This is a genomic window from Massilia violaceinigra (assembly GCF_002752675.1).
GTDB lineage: Bacteria > Pseudomonadota > Gammaproteobacteria > Burkholderiales > Burkholderiaceae_D > Telluria_A > Telluria_A violaceinigra.
In genome coordinates, this window is the sequence record NZ_CP024608.1 from 7,014,735 (window position 1) to 7,037,585 (window position 22,851).

A 22,851-nucleotide genomic window follows, 5' to 3' on the forward strand; every position below is an offset into this window, starting at 1 on the left:
CATCCATCCACCTTAAACAAAATGTAACAGCCTGCGCGCGCCATGCGCCGATGTTTAGCCGATGTTTAGCCGAGCTGCATGTCGACCGGTGCCAGGCCGACCAGTTCGACCGCCGCCGCGGGGGTGGCCGCCGGCTCGGTGTAGACAATATGGGCTTTCAGGCTGGCCGGCGTGGTATTTTCCACGGTCGCCAGCACGTAAGCCGTATCGGCGCCCGCCTTGCCGTCACGGTCGAGCACGATCAGGGTCGAGGCGCCGCGCTTGACCAGCAGCAGCACGCCGGCCTCGTACGGGTCGCCGGCACGCATCGCGGCGGTGAACAGGTCGCTGACATCGAAGCGGTCGCCGCCAACTCCCACCATGAAATCCTTGATCGTCAGGGTTCCCAGGCGTCCTTCGCCGCTCAGTTCATAGGTATCGACGCCCTCGCCGCCGGTGGCGGTGATCTCGGTATTGCCGGTGTAGCGCACCACCTTGATGGTGTCGTCGCCCAGCCCGCCGCCGGCGACCACGCGCGCCGGCATGGCCGACAGTTCGGAGGCGATGCTCAGCTCGTCGCGCCCGCTGCCGCCGAACACGCCGCTGTTGCCGGTGCCGTAGACCGACAGCTTGTCGTCGCCGGCCCCGCCGTTGATCTGCATGTCGCCATTGCCGGCATACACGGTATCGTTGCCGGCGCCGCCGTCGGCCACATGGTCGCCGCCATACATCGTCACATCGTCGTGGCCGTTGCCGCCGGCAAGGATGGCCTTGCCGTAAGCGGCGTAAAACACATCGTCGCCGTCGCCGCCATACAACTGATTGTCCCCGCCGCCGTCGCTCAGGCGGTCGTTGCCGGCGCCGCCAAGCAGCACGTCATCGTTGTCGCCGCCGCTGATCGTGTCGTCGCCGGCGCCGCCATCGACGCGGTCGACGCCGGCGCCGCCGTCCAGGTAATCGTTGCCGTCGTCGCCACGCAGCAGATCGTCGCCGCCGTTGCCTTGCAGGGTGTCATGGCCGGCCGCGCCGATGATGGTGTCGGCATTCGCGCCGCCGAACAGCCTGTCGTCGCCGCTGGTGCCGGTCAGCCCGCTCGGCGAGCCGTCCGGATTGATGCCATGGGTAAAATTGTCCGTGTTGAGCTGGCCCGCCTGCACGCCCTTCAGGGTGGCCATGGTCCGAAAGCCGTAGACAGTGCCGGCGGCGCCGTCCCGGTCGAACTGGAACAGGGTATCGAGACCGCTCTGCACCAGGCGCATGTAGGCGGCGCTGCCGAACGGGTTGCCGGCTTCCTGCTGGGTGTAGTCAATCATGAGCACGTCGCCGCCGGCGCCGGCCTGGAAGTCGGTGACGGTGATCTGTTCTTCATGCCAGCCGCCGCGGAAGGAGATGGTGTCGCGTCCGCTGCCGCCGGTCACCTGGTACTTTTCCTGGGACCAGCCCGCATGGACGTCGACGGTATCGTCGCCGTCGCCGCCCAGCACGATGGCCGCGCCAACGCCTTCCTGGACCAGCAGCGCGATGACATCGTTGCCGCTGCCGCCGTCGAGCGTATCCTTGCCGCTGCCGCCGGTCAGGCTGTCGTTGCCGCTGCCACCCTCGATCAGGTCGCTGCCGTCGCGCATGGCGCTCAATGTGTCGTTGCCGGCCCCGCCGCGCAGGATATTGTTGCCGCTGTAGTAGTAGCCGCCGTCGAAGACGTAGGCCCAGTCGGTCACCAGGTCGTCGCCGTCGCCGCCGTCGAGGATATCGTCGCCCTGCGCGCCGTTGAGGTCGTCGTTGCCGGCGCCGCCGGACAGCGTGTCGCTGTGCTCGCCGCCATTGAGGGAATCGTTGCCGTTGCCGCCGTCGAGCAGGTCATTGCCCGCGATGCCGAACAGGGAATCGTTGCCCTCGCCGCCAAGCACGGTGTCGCTGCCGTCGCCGGCGTCCAGCCAGTCGCCCACGCCGTATTCGTCGCCGCCATCGAGATAGTCGTTGCCGTTGAAACCGCGCAAGACGTCGCTGCCGCTCAGCCCGTACAAATGATCGTTGCGCTCGCCGCCATTGAGGGTATCGTTGCCCGCCGTGCCCGTCAGGACCGGGCCTTCGATGACGCCGGTCGGGTCGATGTCGCCTTCGATATTGGCGTTCGTCAGGCTGGCCGCATTCACCCCGCTCAAGGTCAGGACCGTCTCGAAGCCATATTGGGTGCCGGCCGCGCCATCGTAGTCTTGCTGGAGCAGCGTGTCGGCGCCTTGCTGGAGCAAGCGCAGCACGCCGGCCTTGCCGAAGGGGTTGTAGCCTGGCACGCCGGGCGTCAGGTAATCCACGTCGAGGCGGTCGCCACCGTCACCTGTGACGAAGCCGGCGATGCTCACATTTGCTCTGCCCGAGAGGACGAACAGATCGCTGCCGCCGTCGCCGTAGGCGAGCACCGTCGCCGCCGGAGCGGAGTACATGTGCAGTTCGATCACGTCGTCGCCCTCGCCGCCGTGGAGCACGGTCTTGCTGGGCGTTTCGCTCCAGGTGAACGAGACGGTGATCCTGTCGTTGCCCTCGCCGCCGTCAACGCTGTTGTTGCTGGCGGCGGTTTGAACCCCGATGTCATCGTTGCCGTTGCCGCCGATAACGGTACTGTCGCCGCTGTACGGACTGAGCACGTCGTCGCCGTCGCCGCCATCGAGGACATTGATGCCGCTGCCGCCAAGCAGGGTATCGTTGCCGGCGCCGCCGAGCATGGTGTCGCTGCCGTAGTCGCTGCGGATAGCGTCGTTGCCGCCGAGGCCATCGATCAGTTCGTCGGCGGCGGTGCCGTTCAGGGCGTCGTTGCCCTCGGTGCCGGTGATCTTGACCGGCACGGCGATGGCGGCGATCTTGACCGGCACGGCGGCGGTCGGGATGGCGTCGGCGGCGAAGCGCCGGGCTTCAGGCGATGAAAACGAGGGTGCGGGCACGGTACGGGTCATGACATTCCTTGGGCGTGATGGAAGTAGGCACTGGCGGCCGGCGGACGGCAGTGTTCAACTTCTCATCATGCCAAGGTGCGGCAATCTTGTCGATATGCACACCTTGGATGAAATGTAACAATTTCTTTACGCGCCACGCGCCGCTGTCTAGACCAGGTGCGTCTCGAGCGGCGCCAGGCCCACCAGTTCGACCGCCGCCGCGGGGATGGCCGGCGCTTCGGTGTAGACAATATTGGCTTTCAGGCTGGCCGGCGTGACGTTCTCCACGGTCGCCAGCACGTAGCCCGTATCGGCGCCCGCCTTGCCGTCACGGTCGAGCGCGATCACCGTCGAGGTGCCGTTCTTGACCAAGAGCAGCACGCCGGCGGCGTACGGGTCGGTCGCCCGCATCGCGGCGCTGAACAGGTCGCTGACATCGACGCGGTCGCCGCCAGCGCCGACCATGAAGTCCTTGATCGTCAGGGTTCCCAGGCGCCCGGCGCCGCTCAGTTCATAGGTATCGACGCCCTCGCCGCCGGTGGCGGTGATGGCGGTATTGCCGATATTGCGCACGACCTTGATGATGTCGTCGCCAAGCCCGCCGCCGGCCACCACGCGCCACGGCGTGGCGGACAGTTCCGAATCGATCTGCAGCACGTCGCGCCCGCTGCCGCCGAACAGGCCGCTGTTGCCGCTGCCCTGGATCCGCAGCATGTCGTCGCCGCTCCCGCCATTGATCTGCATGTCGCCATTGGAGGCACTCACGGTATCGTTGCCGGCGCCGCCGTCGGCCACACTGTCGCCGCCAGACATGTTGATCGTGTCGTTGCCGTTGCCGCCGGACAGCAGGTCATTGCCGTAGCCGGACCTCAGCACATCGTCGCCGTCGCCGCCATGGAGCTGGTCGTTCCCGCTGCTGTCGGTCAGATGGTCGTTGCCGGCGCCGCCCAGCAGCACGTCGTCGCCGATATCGCCGTCCACCCAGTCGTCGCCGGCGCCGCCCTCGACGCGGTCGACGCCCGCTCCGCCGTACAGGTAATCGTTGCCATCGTCTCCCTGCACCAGATCGTCGCCGCCGTTGCCGTGCAGCGTGTCCTGGCCGGCGGCGCCGGTGATGGTGTCGGCGCTCGCGCCGCCCCACAGCTTGTCGTCAGCGCTGGTGCCGGTCAGCGATCCCGGCGAGCCGTCCGGATTGATGCCATGGGTAAAATTGGCCACGGTCAGCTGGCTCGCCTGCACGCCCTTGAGGATCGCCGTGGTCCGCAAGGCGTAGGCTGTGCCGGCGGCGCCATCCCGGTCGAACTGGAACAAGGTATCAAGACCGCTCTGCACCAGGCGCATGTAGCCGGCGCTGCCGAACGGGTTGCCCGCTTCCAGCTGGATGTAGTCCATCTCCAGCACGTCGCCGCCGGCGCCGGCCTGGAAGTCGGTCACGGTCACCAATTCCTGATGCCAGCCGCTGAGGAAGGAGATGGTATCGCGCCCGCTGCCGCCGGTCAGCTGGTACTTGTCCCGCCACCCGCCCTGAAAGAACTGGAAGGTGTCGTCGCCGTCGCCGCCCAGCAAGGTAGCGTCGGCGTCGCCGTGCTGGACCAGCAGCTCGAAGACATCGTTGCCGCTGCCGCCGTCGAGCGTATCGGCGCCGCTGCCGCCGGACAGGGTGTCGTCGCCGATGCCGCCCTCGAGCAGGTCGCGCCCCCAGTACATGGCGCCCATCTGGTCGTTGCCGGCGCCGCCGCGCAGAATATTGTCGCCGCTGTAAAAAGCGCTGTTATCCCCGGCGTAGTCGGTCAGGACGTCGTCGCCGTCGCCGCCATCGATGGTATCGTTGCCGCCCTCGCCGTTGAGGTCGTCGTTACCGGCGCCGCCGGACAGCGTGTCGCTGTGGTCGCCGCCTCTCAGGGAATCGTTGCCGTTGCCGCCGTCCAGCAGGTCGCTGCCGATCATGCCGGACACAAAATCGTCGCCCTCGCCACCGAGCAAGGTGTCGTTGCCGTAGCCGCCGTCGAGCCAGTCGCCGGCGCCGCTCTCGTCGCCGCCATCGATCAGGTCGTCGCCGTCGGCGCCGCGCAGCACATCGCGTCCGCCCAGCCCGTACATACTGTCATTGCGCTTGCCGCCATCAAGGGTGTCGTTGCCGGCCGTGCCCGTCAGGACCGGCCCTTCGATCACGCCGGTCGGGTCGATGTCGCCATCGATATTGGCGCTCGTCAGGCTGGCCGCGTTCACCCCGGCCAGCACCAGCGCCGTCTCGAAGCCATACGCGCTGCCGGCCGCGCCATCGTCGTCCTGCTGGAGCAAGGTGTCGGCGCCTTGCTGGATGAAGCGCAGCATTCCGGCCTTGCCGAAGGGATTGAAGCCCGATGGGGTGGGCATCATGGAGTCCACGTTGAGGCGGTCGCCACCGGCGCCGCTGACAAAATCGGCAATGGTCACGTTCCCGCTGCCCGACACGGCGAACAGATCGCTGCCGCCGTCGCCGTAGGCGAGCACCGTCGCCGCGGGAGCGGGCGACATGTACAGTTCGATCAGGTCGTCGCCCGCGCCGCCATGGAGCACGGTCTTGCTGGGCATTTCGGTCCAGGTGAACGAGACGCGGATCGTGTCGTTGCCCTCGCCGCCGTCGACGCTGTTGTTGCTGCCGGCGGTTTGAACGCGGATGCGGTCCGCGCCCTGGCCGCCGAGTACGGTGCTGTTGCCACTGTACGGAGCGAGCACGTCGTCGCCATCGCCGCCCTCAAGGACATTGCTCCCGGTGCCGCCAAGCAAGGTATCGTTGCCGGCGCCGCCGAACATGGTGTCGCTGCCGTAGTCGCTGCGGATATAGTCGTTGCCGCCGAGGCCATCGATCAGTTCGTCGGCGGCGGTGCCGTCGAGGGTGTCGTTGCCCTCGGTGCCGGTGATCTTGACGGGCACGGCGGCGCTGCTGGCGGACGGAATGGCGTCGCCGGCGGAGCGCCTGGCGTCAGTCGATGGGAACAGCGGTGCGGACACGGTACGGGTCATGACATTCCTTGGGCGTGATGGAAGAAGGCACTGCCGGCCGTCGGACGGCAGTGTTCAACTTCTCATCATGCCAAGGTGCGGCAATCTTGTCGATATGCACACCTTAAACGAAATGTAACAGTTTCCGTGCGCGCCACGCGGCGCTGGCTTAGCCGGGCTGGAGATGGTCCGGCGCCAGGCCCACCAGCTCGACCGGCGCCATGGCGGCTGCGGCCGGTGCAGCGGCGTAGACGATGTTGGCCTTCAGGTCGGCGGCCACCACGTCGGGCATGGTGGCCAGCAGGTAGGCGCTGTCGGCGCCGGCCGTGCCGTCCAGGTCGAGCATCACCTGGGCCGCGCTGCCGCGCTGGATCAGCAGCAGCACGCCGCTGGCATACAGGTCGCCGGCCGGCATGGAGGCGCTGAACAGGGCGGTCACGTCGACACGGTCACCGCCGGCGCCGGCCGTGAAGTCCTTGATCGTCAGGGTGCCAAGGCGTCCGCTTTCGCTCAGTTCATAGGTATCGACGCCCGCGCCGCCGGTGGCGGTGATGTCGGTGTTGCCGGCATAGCGCAACACGGCGATGGTGTCGTCGCCGCTGCCGCCGCTGGCGACGACGCGGCTGGGCGTGGCGGCCTGTTGCGAGACGATGCGCAGCACATCGCGCCCGCTGCCGCCGAACAGGCCGTGGTTGCCGGTACCGTCGATCGAGAGCACGTCGTCGCCACTGCCGCCGCTCAGCTGCATGTTGCCATTCATTCCCGACAAGGTGTCGTTGCCGGCGCCGCCATCGGCCATGTGGTCGCCGTCATACGCCGTGAGCTTGTCGTTGCCGTTACCCCCGGAAAGAAGGTCGCGGCCGGAGCCGGCATGGAGCACGTCATCCCCGTCGCCGCCGTAGACCTGGTCATCCCCATGGTAGTCGGCGAGGTAGTCGCTGCCGGCGCCGCCGAACAGCTCGTCGTTGCCGGCACCGCCGTCCATCGAATCGTTGCCCTCGTCGCCCCGCATGACATCGGCGCCGCTGTTGCCTTCCAGAGTGTCGTGGCCGGCGCCGCCGAGGATGATATCGTCGGCCGGGCTGCCGGCCAGCTTGTCGTTACCGCTGGTACCCGTGACCACCACCGTGCCGGGCGAGCCGTCCGGATTGAAACCGAAGGCGATATTCTGGGCCGTGATCTGGCTTGCCTGCACGCCCTTGAGCGTGGCCAGCGTCTGGAAGCCGTAGCTTGCGCCGGCGGCACCATCCGCATCGAACTGGTACAAGGTGTCGGCCCCGCTCTGCACCAGGCGCAGATAGCCGCTGCTGCCGAAGGGATTGCCGGACTGCTCCAGGTAAACGCGCAGATCGAGCAGGTCGCCGCCGGCGCCGGCCTGGAAGTCGGTCACGATCACTTGCTCCGCGTGCCAGCCGTTGGCGAACGCGATGGTGTCGCGCCCGCCGCCGCCGGTGACCTGGCTTTTCTCCTCGCCCTTACCCGGAAGGAAAATGATGGTGTCGTCGCCCTCGCCGCCGAGCACGGTGGTATCGGCGCTCGCGTCCAGGGTCGACACCTCGATCTGGTCCTTGCCGCTGCCACCGTCGAGCGTGTCCTTGCCGCTGCCGCCGTGCAGGGTGTCATTGCCACTGCCGCCTTCGAGCAGGTCAGCGCCCTGCTGCGCGGAGCTCAGCACATCGTTGCCGGCGCCGCCGCGCAGGAGATTGTCGCCGCCGTCGAGGTGGGCTTCGTAGTAGTAGAGGAAGTCGCTCACCTTGTCGTCGCCGTCGCCGCCATCGACGGTATCGTTGCCTGCCCCGCCGTTGAGCTCGTCATTGCCGACGCCGCCCGCCAGCACATCACGGTGATCGCCGCCCTCGAGCGTGTCGTCGCCGCTGCCGCCGTCGAGCAGGTCCTCGCCCGACTGGCCGTGGAGGGCGTCGTGGCCGTCGCCGCCGAGCAGGGTATCCCGGCCGCTGCCGCCGTCGAGCGCGTCGCCGGCGCCGGCTTCGTTGCCGCCGTCGAGATAGTCGTCGCCGTCGGCGCCGCGCAGGGTGTCGCGTCCGCCCAGGCCATACAGGTGGTCGTCGCGCTTGCCGCCGTCGAGAACGTCGTCGCTCGCCGTGCCGGTCAGAACCGGCCCTTCGACCACGCCGCTCGGATCGATGTCGCCGACGATGTGGGCGCTGGTCAGGCTGGCCGCATTCACCCCGGCCAGCACCATTGTTGTCTTGAAGCCATGCTGGACGCCAGCCGCGCCGTCCTCGTCGCGCTGGAGCAGCGTGTCGGCGCCTTGCTGGACGAGGCGCAGATAGCCCGCCTTGCCGAAGGGATTGGCGCTTACCCCGTCGGGTATCAGCCCATCCACGTTGAGGCGGTCGCCGCCGGCGCCGAGATCGAAGCCGGCGATCGTCAGCCCGGCGCCGCCCGGTGTCAGGATGAACAGATCGCTGCCGCCATCGCCATGCACAAGCACGTTGGACAGCGCACTGCTGTTGGTGTGGAGGTCGAAAACGTCATCGCCGGCGCCGCCGTGGATCACGGACGTGTTCGCTTTGTCCATCGGGTCGAAGTCGATGTCGATGCGGTCGTTGCCCTCGCCGGCGTCGACTGTATTGCTGCCGCCGATGACAACGCGGATGTCATCGGCGCCTTTGCCGCCGAAGACGATGTTGTCGCCCGCGCGCGCGGCGAGATAGTCGTCGCCGTCGCCGCCATCGAGGGAATCGGCGCCGGCGCCGCCGACCAGGACATCGTCGCCGGCGCCGCCGAGCAAGGTATCGTTGCCGGCGTCGCCGCGCAGATCGTCGTTGCCGCCCAGGCCCTCGATCCGTTCGTCGGCCGCGCTGCCGTACAGGACGTCGTCCTCCTCGGTGCCGATGATGATGACCGGCACGGTGGCGCTGGACGGGATCGATTCAAACGCGAAGCGTTTGGCATCAAGGGAGGTGGACGGCGGTACGGGAACAGAGCGGGTCATGACATTCCTTGGGCTTGATGGAGTGAGGCACTGGCGTCGGATCGACGGCAATCGTTAGCTCGGTATCATGCCCGCGTGGGGTCATCTTGTCGATATGAACAACTTAAATAAAATGTAACAATTGATCCGGCAAGCACGGGCCCAACCGGGGGCGTGGCCCGTGGTTTGCCATGCGCGTGCTTAGCCGGCGTGGATATCGCCCACGGGGTGCGGCGCCAGGCCCACCAGTTGCACCGGCGCCATGACAGCGGCGGCCGGAGCTTTGGCGTAAATGAGATTATCGGCGGTCAGCGTGCTCGCCACGACGTTTTGCAGGGTCATCAGCGTATAAGCCGTGTCGGCGCCCGCCGCGCCATCGCGGTCGAACTCCACCAGGGTCGAGGTGCCGCTTTGCAGGAAGCGGACGATGCCCGCCGCCAGCGGGTCGCCGCCCGGCATGGACGTCGTGAACAAGGCCTTCAGGTCGATGCGGTCGCCACCGGCGCCGGCGCTGAAATCCTTCACGATCAGGCTGCCGGTACGGCCTGCGCCCTGCATTTCGTACGTATCGACGCCCGTTCCGCCGCTCGCGTTGACGACGGTGCTTGCCACCATATCGCGGCGCAGGATGATGGTATCGTCGTCGGCCCCGCCCGACGCCACCACGCGCCCCTCCGCGACGCTGATGTGCAGAATGTCGCGTCCGTTACCGCCAAACAGGCCGCTATCGGTATAGGAGTAAATTTTCAGATAGTCATTGCCGTTGCCGCCATTCATCTGGGTATTGCTGAATCCGCCGTCCAGGGTGTCGTCACCCGCGCCGCCGTCGAGGATGGTGTCGCCGAAACGCGTCGTCAGCTGGTCGTTGCCATTGCCGCCAGAGAGCGTGTCGGAACCGTCGCCACCGGTGAGGATGTCGTCGCCATCGGCGCCGAACAGTTTGTCATTTCCACGGCCGCCATTCAGGATGTCATTGCCGGTGCCGCCAACCAGAAGGTCGTCGCCATACTCGCCGTCGAGCAGGTCGTTACCCTCGCCGCCGTTCAACTCGTCGTTGCCGGAGCCGCTGGCGATGGTGTCGTTGCCAAGGCCGCCGAAGATCGTGTCTTGACGGCCGCCGAAGGTGAGCACGTCATTGCCGGTGGTGCCCACGACATACCGGGTGCCTTCCGTGCCATCGGGACTGCTGCCTCGCACGACGTTGGCGGCATGGACGGTCGTGGCCAGGATCCCGCGCAGGGTCGCGATCGTATGAAAACTCTCTACGGTGCCGGCGGCGCCGTCCTCGTCCACCTGAAGCAAGGTGTCGTTTCCGCTCTGGACAAGGCGCAGGTAGCCGGCGGCGCCGAATGGATTATCGAGACCGTCGGGCACCCAGGACATGTCCAGCTGGTCGCCGCCGATACCGGCCTGGAAATCGTCGATCACCACATGCTCGGCGTGTTTGCCGTAAACGAAATAGAAAATATCGCTCCCGCTGCCACCCGACATTCCCACGCTTTTGGTCGCCTGCTCGGGATTGATTCAGATGACATCATTGCCCGCGCCACCAGCGACGCTGACGCTCACCGTCGCCGTCGAGGGCGAGGTCGTCACCCCGACGGTGATGATGTCGTCGCCAGCGCCGCCGTCGAGCGTGTCATTACCGGTCCCGCCGAGGATAACGTCGTTGCCCGCGCCTCCGCTGAGCAGATTGTCCCCGCTCCACTCGACCAGATTGTCATCGCCCTCGCCCCCGTCGAGCGTGTCATTGCCGTCGCCACCGTCGAGCTTATCGCGGCCGTCGCCGCCGCTGAGAACATCGTTGCCAGCGGCGCCCCACAGGGTATCCTTGCCCGCCAGACCAGAGAGGGTGTCGTCGCCGCCCAGTCCATTGATGTGGTCATCGAGCACATCGCCGCTCAGTTGATCGGCGCCGTCGGTGCCGGTCAACTTCAGGCCCGCGGCCGGGCTGACACCCTGGACAACGCTGGCGTTGGCGCGGTGAGTCGGAGCGAGCGCGGCACGGGCCAGCATCGTGGAAGGGGAAATCGTCATGGTGATCCTTGAGGTGATAAGAAGCTGAACAGCCAGCGAGTAGTCCTGGCAATATTCTCAGTTTGCCATCATGCCTGTCCGGACTACTCATGTCCAGACGGAAAGCTACTTGTGGTTGGAAGGAGAACACTGGAAGTCGGCCACGCGGCGCGACATGTCAGACAACATCCCGCAAGGGAGCAGCGGCCAGTCGCTGCAATGACAGACTGGCCGCGGCTGCGGACTACGGCTTAGCTGGCGTGCACGTACTCAGGCGCCTGACTCACCAGTCCCACCAGTTCCACCGGCGCGATGGAAGCGGCGGCAGCTGACTTGGCGTAGATGAGATTATCAGGCGTCAGGTTGCCAGCTACCACGTTTTGCAGGGTCATCAGCGTATAAGCGCTGTCGGCACCCGCCGGGCCGTCGCGGTCGAACTGCACCAGGGTCGCCGTGCCGCTTTGCAGGAAGCGCACAATGCCGGCTGCCATCGGGTCGCCGCCCGGCGTGGACGCCGTGAACAAGGCCGTCACGTCGATGCGGTCGCCGCCAGCGCCCGCGCTGAAGTCCTTGACCGTCACCTCGCCGCTGCGGTTCGTGCCGCGCAGTTCGTAGGTGTCGATTCCCGCACCGCCACTGGCGTTGACGACGGTGCTCGCTTCGTAGTCGCGCTGGATAATGATCGTGTCGTCCCTGCCCCGCCCGACGCCACCACGCGCCCGGACGCGAGGCGGATCTCCAGAACGTCTTGCCCGTTGCCGCCGAACAGACCGCTGTCACCGTGCGAATCGATGAACAGGGAATCGTTGCCATTGCCGCCATTTATCTGGGCATTGCTGTAGCCGCCGTGCAGGGTGTCGTTGCCGGCGCCGCCGTCAAGGACGTTATCGCCAAGGTAGCTCGCCAGCCAGTCGTTACCGTTGCCGCCCGAGAGCATGTTGGTCCCCGCGTCGTCCGTCAGAACGTCGTCGCCATCGGCGCCGAACAGATCGTCGTCACCGTCGCCGCCCTCGATGCTGTCGCTGCCGCTGCCGCCGTTCAGTTCATCGTTGCCGGCGCGGCCTTTGATATTGTCGTTGCCGAGGCCGCCCATCACCGTATCGTCCCAGCCGCTCATGTCGCAATAATCATCGCCGTCGGTCCCCACGACATACCGTCCGCTTTCCGAGCCGTCGGGATTGTTTCCGTTCACAAAATTGGCTGCGTGCAGATCGGTCGCGGCGATGCCACGCAGGGTCGTCAGCGGATGAAATCCCGCCGTGCCGGCGGCGCCGTCGGGGTCGTACTCCAACACGGTGTCGTTTCCGCTCTGAACCAGGCGCAGGTAACCGCCGGCGCCGAACGGGTTTTCGGGCCCGGACGGGACCTGAGCGATGTTCAACTGATCGCCGCCGATGCCGGTCTGAAAGTCGTTGATCACGTTGGTTTCAAAGTGCCTGCCGTAATCAAAGAAGAAAATATCGCTGCCGCTGCCCCCCGATATCTCGACGGTTTTGCCGATCATATTGTTTTCCATGACGATCAGGTCCTTACCCGCACCCCCATTGAGATGCACCGTTGTTTCAAACGGGACCCACGCAGCGCCTGCATGGATTTCGTCGTCACCTTCGCCGCCGTTAAGCGTGTCGTTGCCGTTGCCGGCGGACAGGAAATCCTTGCCGTCGCCACCATCGAGCAGATTGTCGCCCACTTTGGCGTACAAAAAGTCGTTGTCGCTGCCACCCATCAGGGTATCGTTGCCCATCTCGTCGTTGAACCAATCGACGCCTTCGCCGCCGATCAGCACGTCGTCGCCATCGCCGCCCGACAGGACATCGGAGCCGGCGCCGCCGTCGATGTAATCGTTGCCACCCTCACCAAACAAATGGTCGGTATCGCCCAGTCCGTAGATGCGGTCGTCGAGCGCGCCGCCGGTCAGGGTGTCCATGCCGGCGGTGCCGGTCAGGGTCAGGCCGGAAGTGGGCGTGGCGGTGTCGAGCGGGCCGGCCAGCGCGGCGCTTACGTTGACATCCTGGCCGATACTGGCGGCGGAGCGGTGCGCCGGTGCGAACGCGGAGCGGGCCAGTGCCGCGGTAGGGAAAATCGTCATGGTCATCCTTGAAGTGATAGAAAGGTGAACAGCCAGCTTAGCATTCCTTGCAATGTTTACAGATTACTATCATGCCTGTCGTGGATGTTCATGTCCATATGGAACGCTTATATTTGTTCGTAAAAAAAGCCGGGGACGGAAGTCGCCGGCTCACGGGCCGCCAGCGTCAGGCCGGCCGACCCCTGACAGGTGTGCTTAGCCGGCGTGCACGTAGTCGGGCGCCACGCCCACCAGTTCCACTGGCACCACAGCAGCGAGGGCCGGTGCCGTGGCGTAGATGAGATTGTCAGCCGTCAGGTTGGCGGCCATCACGTTCTGCAGGGTCATCAGCGTGTAGGCGGTGTCGGGCCCGGCATTGCCATCGGCGTCGAACTGCACCACGGTGGAGGTGCCGCTTTGCAGGTAGCGCAGTACGCCCGTGGCGAGCGGGTTGCCAGGTCCGCCTGAGTTGGGCATCAAGGTGACATCGATGCGGTCGCCACCGGTGCCTGCGCGGAAGTCCTTGACCGTGATGTTGCCGCCCGGGCCAGATCCGCTCACTGCGTAGGTATCGACACCGTCGCCGCCGGTGGCGGTCACGCTGGTGTTTCGGCCAGAATCCCTGAGATTGAAGGTGTCGTCGCCCGCCCCGCCCGACACCACCACACGGCCGTTTGCAAGCAGCATGTCGAGCACGTCATTTCCGCTACCGCCAAACAGGCCGCTATTGCCAAAAACAATAATTTTCAGGTGGTCATTGCCGCTGCCACCATTGAGGAGGCTGTCACTGATCCCGCCATCGAGGGTGTCGTCGCCGGCGCCGCCGTCGAGCACGCAGTCGCCCACTATCATGAACAGATTGTCGTTGCCATTGCCCCCAATGAGCGTGTCGGCCCCATAAAGGCCACGGATGTCGTCGTTACCATCGCCGCCGCTCAGTTGGTCATCGCCGCCGAAGTCCTCGATGATGTCGTTCCCGCTGCCGCCGTTGATGGTGTCGTTGCCCTCCGCGCCAACAAGGGTGTCTTCGCCGCTCCCGCCCTCGATGCGATCGTCGCCCGTTCCACCGAACAAATAATTCCTGCCCTCGCCGCCGTATAGCTGGTCGTTGCCTTCGCCGCCGTCGATGTAATCGTTGCCCGACTCGCCATGGAGCACGTCGTTGCCCTCTTTACCCTCGATGGTGTCGCTCCCGCCGCCTCCCATGACCGTATCGCCATATCCGCCGCCGTAGAGGTAATCATAGTGTGCGGTGCCGATGACAAAACGGCCGCCCTCCGTCCCGTCGGGATTGATTCCGGCTACAAAATTGGCAGCATCGAGACTGGTGGCGACTATGCCGCGCAGTGTTGCCAAGGTATGGAAGGTGAAGGCCGTGCCTTTGGCGCCATCGTTGTCCCCCTGTAATAAAGTATCGTTTCCGCTCTGGACCAGCCGCAGGTAGCCGCTGACGCCAAACGGGTTGGACGATGATGAGAGGCTCTCGTTGAACTTGAGCTGGTCGCCGCCGATGCCGGCGTGAAAATCGTTGATCACGACGCTTTCGTCGTGTCGGGTATAAGCAAAGTAAAAAATATCGCTACCGCTTCCACCCCACGCGTCCACGCTTTTCGTCGGCCCGCCCGATTCGAAATCGATCGTATCGTCGCCGGCACCGCCAGACACGCTGACCTTGCCACCCGCCATGGAAAACCAGGCGCCGACAGTGAGGTCATCGTCGCCGGCACCGCCGTCGAGCGTATCGTTGCCGGAGCTGTCGGAAAGCCTGTCGTTGCCATCGCCACCGTCGAGCAGATCGTCACCTTCGCCACCACGGAGCACATCGTTGCCGCCGCCACCCAACAGGGTGTCGTTGCCGTCGCCGCCGTTCAGGTAATCATGGCCCTCCAGGCCGGAAAGCAGGTCCGCGCCCCCAAGGCCGTCGATGCGGTCATCCTGGACGTCGCCGATCAGCGTATCATCGCCCTCCGTGCCGGTCAGCGTCAGTTCGGCGTTCGGGCCGGCCGCTGCGCTGCTGCCGGCAAGGGCGGTGCTCGCATCGGCGTCCTTGCGCACGCCGGCGGCGGAGCGATGCATTGGAATAAGCTTTGACGATAGGGAATTCTTCATGGGGATCCTTGGGGTGATGGCACGCTGAAAAACAAGACAGATATTTCTGTCAATGTTTTCATGTTGCCATGATGCCCGTGCAGCATAACCATGTCCACAAGAAACCTTATATGTGGTTAAAAAACTAGCGTGAATGCAGCCCGCCGGGGCCGTCAGCTTGCCGGACACGGTCGCGATAACCCTCTCCAGTAAGAAAGCCTACAGGTGTCTTTAAAAGATCAGCTGGGATCGACCCAGCCGGCGCGCAGCTGTTCTTCAAAGTCGGCGGCCGGCAGCGGGCGCGAGAACAGGTAGCCCTGCACTTCGTCGCAGCCGGCGTCGCGCAGGAATTCGAGCTGCTGCAAGGTTTCCACGCCTTCCGCGATGACCTTGTGGCGCAGCTGGCGCCCGATGCTGATGATGGTGCTGGCGATGGCGCAATCGTTGCCGTCGAACGGCAGGCCGGTGGTAAACGAGCGGTCGATCTTCAGGGTGTCGATCGGGAAGCGCTTCAGGTACGACAGGCTCGAATACCCGGTGCCGAAGTCGTCCAGCGACAGGCTCACGCCGAGCGCGGTGATGCGGTCCATGATGGCGATCACGCGCTCGATGTCGTGCATCAGCGTGCTCTCGGTAATTTCCAGCTCCAGCCACGACGGATCGAGCTGGTAGCGCGCCAGGGTCTCGCTCACCCGGACCGGCAAGGCCGGCGAAAATTCGCGCGCCGACACGTTCACGGCGAGGCGGAACGGCGGCAGGCCGGCCGCCTGCCAGCGCGCCGCCTGGGCGCAGGCCGCTTCCAGCACCCATTCGCCCAGCTGGACGATGAGGCCGGTCGCTTCAGCCAGCGGAATGAACTCGGCCGGCGGCACCAGGCCGCGCTGCGGATGCATCCAGCGCACCAGCGCTTCGGCGCCGACCATCGAATGCGTACTGATCTCGAACTTGGGCTGGTAGTGCAGCAGCAGCTCGCCATCGGCCAGCGCCTGGCGCAAGCCCGATTCGAGACGCATGCGTTCCTGCATGCCCTGGTTCATGTCGTGGCTGTAAAAGGTCACGCTGTCGCCATCGCCGCCCAGCTTGGCGCGCGCCATGGCGATGTCGGCCACGCGCAGCAAGGCTTCGGCGTCCACCCCGTCCTGCGGATAGACGCTGATGCCGATGCTGGCGCCCACACGCAGGTCGTGTCCTTCGATGATGATCGGCTCGACCAGCGCCGCCTGCAGCTTGTGCGCCACCGTGGTCGCCTCGAAATGCTCGCGGATGTCGAACAGGCCGACCGCGAATTCGTCGCCCGACAGGCGCGCCACCACATCCTGTTCGCGCAGCACCTGGCGGAAGCGCTGCGCCACCTGCTTGAGCAGCTCGTCGCCGGTGGCGCGCCCGAGGGTATCGTTGAACATCTTGAAGCGGTTCAGGTCGATGAACAAAATGCAGGCGGTGGCGTTCTTGCGCTGGGCCGACGTCAAGCCCTGGTCGACCAGCTTGGCCATCAGGCTGCGGTTCGGCAGGCCGGTCAGCGCGTCGTAGTACGCCAGGTGGTGCAGGCGTTCTTCGGCGTGCTTGCGTTCGGTGATGTCGGTCAGGTAGGCGATCAGGCCGATCGGGCGCTGCTCGCGGTCGCGCAGGGGCGAGAGCGACAGGCTGGCCCAGAACACCTCGCCCGACTTCTTGCGGCGCCGCACTTCCATCATGCGCCCGCCCTGCTCCACGAAGGCATCGTGGAAGGCCGTGTCTTCCTCGGCGTACAGGAACAGGATGTTGCGCCCCACCGCTTCCTGCGCGCTGTAGCCGAACAGCCGTTCGGCGCCCTTGTTCCAGCTGGTGATGTAGCCGGTCTGGTCCATCGTCAGCACCGACTCGTGGATCTGGTCGAGTATCTGCGCCTGGTGCGAGAGCTCTGCTTCGAGGTCGAGGTAAGCCTGGGTCGAGCGCAGCGCGAAGTCGTTGACCTGCAACAAACTGGCGGCCAGGTCGGCCAGGCCGGCCAGCAGGCGGCGGTCGGTGTCGTCGTAGGCGGCGCGCCCGCTGACGACGAAGCGGCCGAAATAGTGAGCGCCGTTGGTCACCTCGCAGGCAAGCTGGGGAACGGCGCCGTCGGCCGCCTGCCCCGGCGCGGCAAAGCTGCCGTGCGGGCTGGCCAGCAGCTCGCGCGCGATGCGCCCGAGCTCGGCCGCAAGCGGCTCGCCGCGCAGCTTGAGCACGGCGGCACACAGGGCGGCACTACTGGTCAGGAAATCGGTCGCGGCGCTGACATGCATCCTACAGGTTCCTGCCGACCTGGATCGCCCAGTGGAAGGCGTGCAACTGGCTTTGCCACCATTGTTTGTTGTCGATGCCGAGCGCGGCCAGTTGCGCGGATGCCGGCAGGCGCTGCTCCACCATGCTCAGTTGTTCGCCGAGGCGTCCTTCGCGCAGCAGCAGCGCTTCGGCCGCGGCCGGCGCCAGGCCGAGCGCGCCGACGATGTCTTCCATCGACATGCCGAACAGCACGTCGAGCAGCGAGAACACGCCGGTCATGAAAGCGATATCCTGGTCGTCGCGCTCGCCGCCCTGCAGCTTGCACAGACATTCGAGCTGGGCCGCGCGCAAGGCGGCCAGCGGCAGCAGCGGATTGGCCATGCCGTCGGGCTGCTGGCGCGCGTACAGCAGCAGTTGCAGCCAGCGCTGCAACTGGCGCCGGCCCAGCAGGTTGATGGCCTGGCCGAAGCTGGTGATCTGCGTGCTGAGCGCGAACGCGGCCGAGTTGACCAGCTTGAGCAGATGATAGGACAGCGCCGGATCCTGCTTGAGCAATTGTTCGAGCTCGCGCGATTCGGCGTCGCGCGCCAGCAGGCCCAGCAAGGCCAGCAGGCGCTTGCGCGAGGTGCCGTCGTGCGGCTTGGCGCTGGGCGCGGGACGCAGCGGCCATTCGCCGCTGAGCCATTCGAAGCCGGCCTCGGTGCAGTGGGCGAAGTGCTGCGCGCTGTGCACGCCATGCGCCAGGTGCGGGCCGAACAGGGACAGTACCTGGTATTTGCCGCCGCGTACCACCGGCAAGCCCGCGCTGCAGTCGAGCGCAACCGCACGCAAGGTGGCCGGCACCTTGACGCCCTCGGCCGGCTGGCCGTCGAGCAGCACGCGGTAGCCTTCGTCGTGCAGCGCCAGCGCATGCTTGACCAGTGCCTCGTCGCCGAGTACGCCGGCATCGATGGCGAAAATCATCCGGTGCGGCGGCATCAGCGCCAGCAGCGCCGGTGTCAGTATGGCGGGCGATGCGAGGTGCAGGATGCAGTCGAGCGGCGCAATGGCGGTGAGGAGGTCGGGCTCGCCGAACACGGCGTGCAGGGCGGCGGCCTGGTCGAAGCCCGGCGCGATGCGCACGGTCAGCGCCAGCCACTCGTTTTGCGCGTTGGCCACCGCTTGCATTTCTACCAACGGGAACGGTGTTGTGTCGAAGGCAGCCATCGGCATCTTTGAATTAGGGGGTTGGACAATCTTAGTTGAGATAATGATCCGAAGCAACCACTTCATGGCGCTTGCAATAGCAGTTCGTCATCATTATTTTCCGTCAATGTAAAAGGATACTAGCTTCCCTCAAAACGTGCGTGCTGCACGGCGTATCTGATCAGTTCGGCCTGGCCTTCGATGCCCAGTTTGCGCTTGATATTGAGGCGGTGCGTTTCCACCGTGCGTACCGACAGGTCGAGCGCGCGCGCGATCTGCTTGTTGGACTGGCCACCTGCCAGCTGCTGCAGCACTTCCTGTTCGCGTACCGTCAACTGGTTGTCTTGCACGCTGGGGCGGGCCAGCTGGCGCGCCAGCGCGGCGCTGTAGTAAATACCGCCGGCCATCACGGTCTCGATGGCCAGCACGATATCCTTGCCGGGCGCGTCCTTGAGCACATAGCCGCGCGCGCCGGCCTGCATGGCCTGGCTGACGTATTCGATCTTGTCGTGCATCGACAGGATCAGCACGGCGATGGCCGGGTAGCGCTGGCGGAACTGGGCGGTCGCGTCGATGCCGCTGAGGCCGCGCATGTTGATGTCCATCAGCACCAGGTCGATGGCGTGCTCGCCGGCCTGGCGCAGCGCGTCGTCGGCGCCGTCGGCTTCGGCCACCACGCGAAAATGCGGCACCGCCTCCAGGCGCGCGCGCAAGCCGTCGCGCACCAGCGGATGGTCGTCAACCAGCAGGATGTGAATGATGTCGGTCATGAGCGCGTGGCGGTGGGTGGAAGCGGAACCGACGCCTGCACCGAGGTGCCGGCGGCGGACGAAGTGATGGCGAGCTGGCCGCCGATGGCGTCCATGCGCTCCATCATGTTGCGCAGGCCGATGCCGCGCTTGGGGTGGATCGCCACGCTGGCCGCGTCAAAACCCGCGCCATCGTCGGCAACCGTGAGCGTGACGCAGCCGCCCTCGCACGCCAGCGTGATCTCGACCTGGCGCGCGCCGGCATGGCGTTCGATATTGGTCAGCGCTTCCTGGGCGATGCGAAACAGCACCGTGTTGGCCACATCGTCCAGACCCTCGCTGGCCCCGCGCGCCAGGAAGCGCACCGGCAGCGCGCTGTTCTGGGTCGCTTCGTGCGCCAGGTGGTCGAGCGCGGCGGCCAGGCCCAAATCGTCGAGAATGGCCGGACGCAGATTGTGCGAAATGCGCCGCACCTCGCCCAGCACATCGTTGAGCTGGCTGGCGGTGTGCTCGAAGCTGGCGCGCGCCTTCTGCTGCTGGGCCGCGTCGCCACCGAGGCGGATCACGCCGGCCTCGATCTGCAGCTTGATCGATACCAGCCACTGGCTGATGCCGTCGTGCAGGTCGCGCGACAGACGCGCCCGCTCCTGCTCCTGCGACTCGACCACCCGCTGGGCCAGCACCTTGAGCTTGGCGTCGGCCACGCGCAGCTCGCTGATGTTCAAGGCCAGCCCGGAACTGGCCACCACCAGCGCGCTGACAATCGCCAGCACCGCGATCCACAGCAAGGTGCCCTGGATATTGCGCGACTGCTGGGCGTCGATCTTGGCCAGGGCGGCGTCCACGTCGTCGAGATAAATGCCGGTGCCCAGCATCCAGCCCCAGTTTTCCATCGGAATCACAAACCCGAGTTTGGGCGCCGGCTTGTTGATCGACGGCTTGGCCCAGATGTAGCGCTGCAGCCCGCCGCCAGCCCTGGCACGGGCGATCAGGCGCTGGATGGTCGGCTCGCCGTTGACGTCGCGCATGTCCCACAGGTTGCGCCCCACCAGCTCGGGCTGGCGCGGATGCATCAAGCTGTTGCCCTGGTAATCGTAGACAAAGAAATAGCCATCGTCGCCATAGCTCAGGGTCGACAAGATGCGCTTGGCTTCATCGAGCGTGGCGTCGTCGCGCTTGCCGGAATTGACCAGATGAGCCACCGAGCGCGCCGCCAGGTCCACGTAGTGTTTGAGTTCGGCTTCCTTGCTGGCCAAATAGGCTTGCTGGATCGTATCGCGCTGCTGCTGGGCCAGCGTGATGGCCTGATGGCGCACGAACAGCGCGATCGTGCACAGCGCCAGAATCAGCGGCGTAATCGCGAGAAAGATGACCTTTTGCCTTAACTTCATGCAGCGCCCGGCCTGCCGTTGACGGCTTTGTGAAATGAGCCACATTCTACGTCCCTTCCGCCGCTTGTGGTTACGTAGTAATACGTATTGCCCTGCGTATTGGTGCGCTTGCCGAGGAGAACGACCCATTCGATACTGAATCACGCTGTGCGGAGTCAACAACCGGCTTGACCGGTCAAACCGGCACGGACCATAAAAAAACCCCTTGGAGGAGTCACCATGAAACGTCTGTCAAGCCAGCTCGGCTGGGCTGCGCTGTCGGTTTTCGGCGCTTGCGCGCTCGGCTATATCGCGCTCAAGCGCGGCGAAGCCATCAATGCGATCTGGATCATCGCCGCGGCCGTCTGCGTGTACCTGATCGCGTACCGCTTCTATAGCCAGTTTATCGCCGACCGCGTGCTCGGGCTCGATCCCAGGCGCCAGACCCCGGCCTACAAGTTCAACGATGGCCTCGACTACGTTCCCACCAATAAATACGTGCTGTTCGGCCACCATTTCGCCGCCATCGCCGGGGCCGGTCCCCTGGTCGGCCCGGTGCTGGCCGCGCAGATGGGCTACCTGCCCGGCATGATGTGGATCCTGGCCGGCGTGGTGCTGGCCGGCGCGGTGCAGGACTTCATCATCCTGTTCATTTCCACGCGGCGCGACGGCCGCTCGCTTGGCGACCTGATCAAATCGGAACTGGGCGACATTCCCGGCGTCATCGCCCTGCTCGGCACCTTCATGATCATGGTCATCATTCTCGCCGTGCTGGCGCTGATCGTGGTCAAGGCCCTGACCGGCTCGCCGTGGGGCAGCTTCACCGTCATGGCCACCATTCCCATCGCCCTGTTCATGGGAGTGTACTCGCGTTACGTGCGCGTGGGACGGATCGGCGAAGTGTCGCTGATCGGCTTCGTGCTGCTGATGCTGGCCATCATCGGCGGCCAGTACGTGCAGGAACACGCCGTGCTCGGCCCCATGTTCACCTACACCGGCACCGAACTGACCTGGATGCTGATCGGCTACGGCTTCGTGGCCTCGGTGATTCCCGTGTGGCTGCTGCTGGCGCCGCGCGACTACCTGTCGACCTTTTTGAAGATCGGCACCATCGTGGGCCTGGCGATCGGCATCCTGATCGTCGCGCCGGACCTGAAAATGCCGGCCATGACCAAGTTCATCGACGGCAGCGGCCCGGTGTGGTCGGGCAGCCTGTTCCCCTTCCTGTTCATCACGATTGCCTGCGGCGCGGTATCGGGTTTCCACGCGCTCATTTCGTCCGGCACCACCCCGAAGATGATTGAAAACGAACAGCACGCGCGCTTCATCGGCTATGGCGCGATGCTGATGGAATCGTTCGTCGCCATCATGGCGCTGGTGGCCGCCTCGACCATCGAGCCGGGCATCTACTTTGCCATGAACAGCCCGGCCGCGATCCTCGGCACGACGGCCGAATCGGCGGCCGCGGCCGTGACGCAGATGGGCTTTTACATCACCCCCGAAATGCTGACCGAGACCGCGAAAGATGTCGGCGAAAGCACCATCATTTCGCGCGCCGGCGGCGCGCCGACCCTGGCGGTGGGCATGGCCAACATCCTCTCGAACGTCATCGGCGGCAAGGCCATGATGGCCTTCTGGTACCACTTCGCGATCCTGTTCGAGGCCCTGTTCATCCTCACCGCGGTGGACGCCGGCACCCGCGCCGGACGCTTCATGCTGCAGGACTTGCTGGGCACCTTCGCACCCTCGCTCAAGCGCACCGAATCGATTCCGGCCAACCTGATCGCCACCTCGCTGTGCGTGGCGGCCTGGGGCTACTTCCTGTACCAGGGCGTGGTCGATCCGCTGGGCGGCATCAATACCCTGTGGCCGCTGTTCGGCATCGCCAACCAGATGCTGGCCGGCATCGCCCTGATCCTCGCCACCTGCGTGCTGTTCAAAATGAAGCGCGCCAAATATGCGTGGGTGACCATGGTGCCGACCGCCTGGCTGCTGGCCTGCACCCTGACCGCCGGCTGGAAAAAGATTTTCCACGACAATGTGCGCATCGGTTTCGTGGCCCACGCGCAAAAGTTCCAGGCAGCCATCGACCAAGGCATTGTGCTGGCACCGGCCAAGTCGATGGCGCAGATGCATCAGATCGTGTTCAACGATTATCTCGATGCGTCGCTGGCGGGCTTCTTCATGTTCGTGGTGCTGTCGGTACTGTTTTTCGGCGCGCGCACGGTGTTCAAGGCACGCGCCAATGCCGCGCCGAGCTCGCAGGAAACGCCGTTCGTCGCCAATGCGGTCAAGCCCGCATGAG

Annotated in this window: 13 protein-coding genes; 1 reads left to right on the forward strand and 12 read right to left on the reverse strand. The window is 65.5% G+C overall.

The window, feature by feature from the left end:
- Window positions 1–65: 65 nt before the first annotated feature.
- The 12 genes from CR152_RS33490 to CR152_RS30430 all read right to left on the reverse strand — a co-directional run bounded on the left by CR152_RS33490 (window position 66) and on the right by CR152_RS30430 (window position 20,567).
- Entirely contained in the window at window positions 66–2,927 is a 2,862-nt protein-coding gene (locus CR152_RS33490) for a calcium-binding protein (RefSeq protein ID WP_157778845.1), read from the reverse strand.
- A 147-nt stretch (window positions 2,928–3,074) separates the two neighbouring features.
- Window positions 3,075–5,912: a calcium-binding protein gene (locus tag CR152_RS30380; RefSeq protein ID WP_157778846.1), complete on the reverse strand. Its 2,838-nt coding sequence runs from the start codon at window positions 5,910–5,912 to the stop codon at window positions 3,075–3,077.
- 148 nt (window positions 5,913–6,060) lie between these two features.
- Complete coding sequence (locus tag CR152_RS30385; protein ID WP_099881245.1) at window positions 6,061–8,850, reverse strand: calcium-binding protein; 2,790 nt, start codon at window positions 8,848–8,850, stop codon at window positions 6,061–6,063.
- 180 nt (window positions 8,851–9,030) lie between these two features.
- Entirely contained in the window at window positions 9,031–10,320 is a 1,290-nt protein-coding gene (locus CR152_RS34920) for a calcium-binding protein (protein WP_099881247.1), read from the reverse strand.
- Window positions 10,321–10,353: 33 nt separating this feature from the next.
- Window positions 10,354–10,866, reverse strand: a complete 513-nt coding sequence (locus tag CR152_RS30395) for a calcium-binding protein (protein ID WP_099881249.1) — start codon at window positions 10,864–10,866, stop codon at window positions 10,354–10,356.
- Window positions 10,867–11,096: 230 nt separating this feature from the next.
- Window positions 11,097–11,426, reverse strand: coding sequence for a type I secretion C-terminal target domain-containing protein (locus CR152_RS30400; RefSeq protein WP_157778847.1), 330 nt, complete (start codon window positions 11,424–11,426; stop codon window positions 11,097–11,099).
- Entirely contained in the window at window positions 11,423–12,934 is a 1,512-nt protein-coding gene (locus tag CR152_RS30405; protein ID WP_167399977.1) for a calcium-binding protein, read from the reverse strand. The genes CR152_RS30400 and CR152_RS30405 overlap by 4 nt, the downstream gene beginning before the upstream one ends.
- Window positions 12,935–13,129: 195 nt before the next feature.
- Complete coding sequence (locus CR152_RS30410; protein WP_099881255.1) at window positions 13,130–15,022, reverse strand: calcium-binding protein; 1,893 nt, start codon at window positions 15,020–15,022, stop codon at window positions 13,130–13,132.
- A gap of 218 nt (window positions 15,023–15,240) precedes the next feature.
- Window positions 15,241–17,262: a putative bifunctional diguanylate cyclase/phosphodiesterase gene (locus CR152_RS30415; protein WP_099881256.1), complete on the reverse strand. Its 2,022-nt coding sequence runs from the start codon at window positions 17,260–17,262 to the stop codon at window positions 15,241–15,243.
- Between the two features lies 1 nt (window position 17,263).
- Window positions 17,264–18,448 carry an HDOD domain-containing protein gene (locus tag CR152_RS30420; protein WP_099882945.1) on the reverse strand — a complete coding sequence of 395 codons (1,185 nt, stop codon included), beginning with the start codon at window positions 18,446–18,448 and terminating at the stop codon, window positions 17,264–17,266.
- Between the two features lie 119 nt (window positions 18,449–18,567).
- Window positions 18,568–19,197, reverse strand: coding sequence for a response regulator (locus CR152_RS30425; protein ID WP_099881258.1), 630 nt, complete (start codon window positions 19,195–19,197; stop codon window positions 18,568–18,570).
- Window positions 19,194–20,567, reverse strand: coding sequence for a cache domain-containing protein (locus tag CR152_RS30430; protein WP_099881260.1), 1,374 nt, complete (start codon window positions 20,565–20,567; stop codon window positions 19,194–19,196). The genes CR152_RS30425 and CR152_RS30430 overlap by 4 nt, the downstream gene beginning before the upstream one ends.
- A 219-nt stretch (window positions 20,568–20,786) precedes the next feature.
- On the opposite strand from CR152_RS30430, the gene CR152_RS30435 reads away from it, so the two are divergent.
- The gene (locus CR152_RS30435) at window positions 20,787–22,850 is read left to right on the forward strand and encodes a carbon starvation CstA family protein (RefSeq protein ID WP_099881261.1); all 2,064 of its coding nucleotides are present in this window, start codon (window positions 20,787–20,789) and stop codon (window positions 22,848–22,850) included.
- Window position 22,851 lies beyond the last annotated feature (1 nt).

Bases quoted from the DNA above. Each gene is read 5' to 3' on its own strand.
- CR152_RS30430 (WP_099881260.1), bottom strand. From the start codon at position 20,567: ATGAAGTTAAGGCAAAAGGTCATCTTTCTCGCGATTACGCCGCTGATT.
- CR152_RS30435 (WP_099881261.1), top strand. From the start codon at position 20,787: ATGAAACGTCTGTCAAGCCAGCTCGGCTGGGCTGCGCTGTCGGTTTTC.
- CR152_RS34920 (WP_099881247.1), bottom strand. From the start codon at position 10,320: ATGTCGGGTGGCAGCGGGAGCGATATTTTCTATTTCGTTTACGGCAAA.
- CR152_RS30395 (WP_099881249.1), bottom strand. From the start codon at position 10,866: ATGACGATTTCCCCTTCCACGATGCTGGCCCGTGCCGCGCTCGCTCCG.
- CR152_RS30415 (WP_099881256.1), bottom strand. From the start codon at position 17,262: ATGCATGTCAGCGCCGCGACCGATTTCCTGACCAGTAGTGCCGCCCTG.
- CR152_RS30405 (WP_167399977.1), bottom strand. From the start codon at position 12,934: ATGACGATTTTCCCTACCGCGGCACTGGCCCGCTCCGCGTTCGCACCG.
- CR152_RS30425 (WP_099881258.1), bottom strand. From the start codon at position 19,197: ATGACCGACATCATTCACATCCTGCTGGTTGACGACCATCCGCTGGTG.
- CR152_RS30410 (WP_099881255.1), bottom strand. From the start codon at position 15,022: ATGAAGAATTCCCTATCGTCAAAGCTTATTCCAATGCATCGCTCCGCC.
- CR152_RS33490 (WP_157778845.1), bottom strand. From the start codon at position 2,927: ATGACCCGTACCGTGCCCGCACCCTCGTTTTCATCGCCTGAAGCCCGG.
- CR152_RS30385 (WP_099881245.1), bottom strand. From the start codon at position 8,850: ATGACCCGCTCTGTTCCCGTACCGCCGTCCACCTCCCTTGATGCCAAA.
- CR152_RS30380 (WP_157778846.1), bottom strand. From the start codon at position 5,912: ATGACCCGTACCGTGTCCGCACCGCTGTTCCCATCGACTGACGCCAGG.
- CR152_RS30420 (WP_099882945.1), bottom strand. From the start codon at position 18,448: ATGGCTGCCTTCGACACAACACCGTTCCCGTTGGTAGAAATGCAAGCG.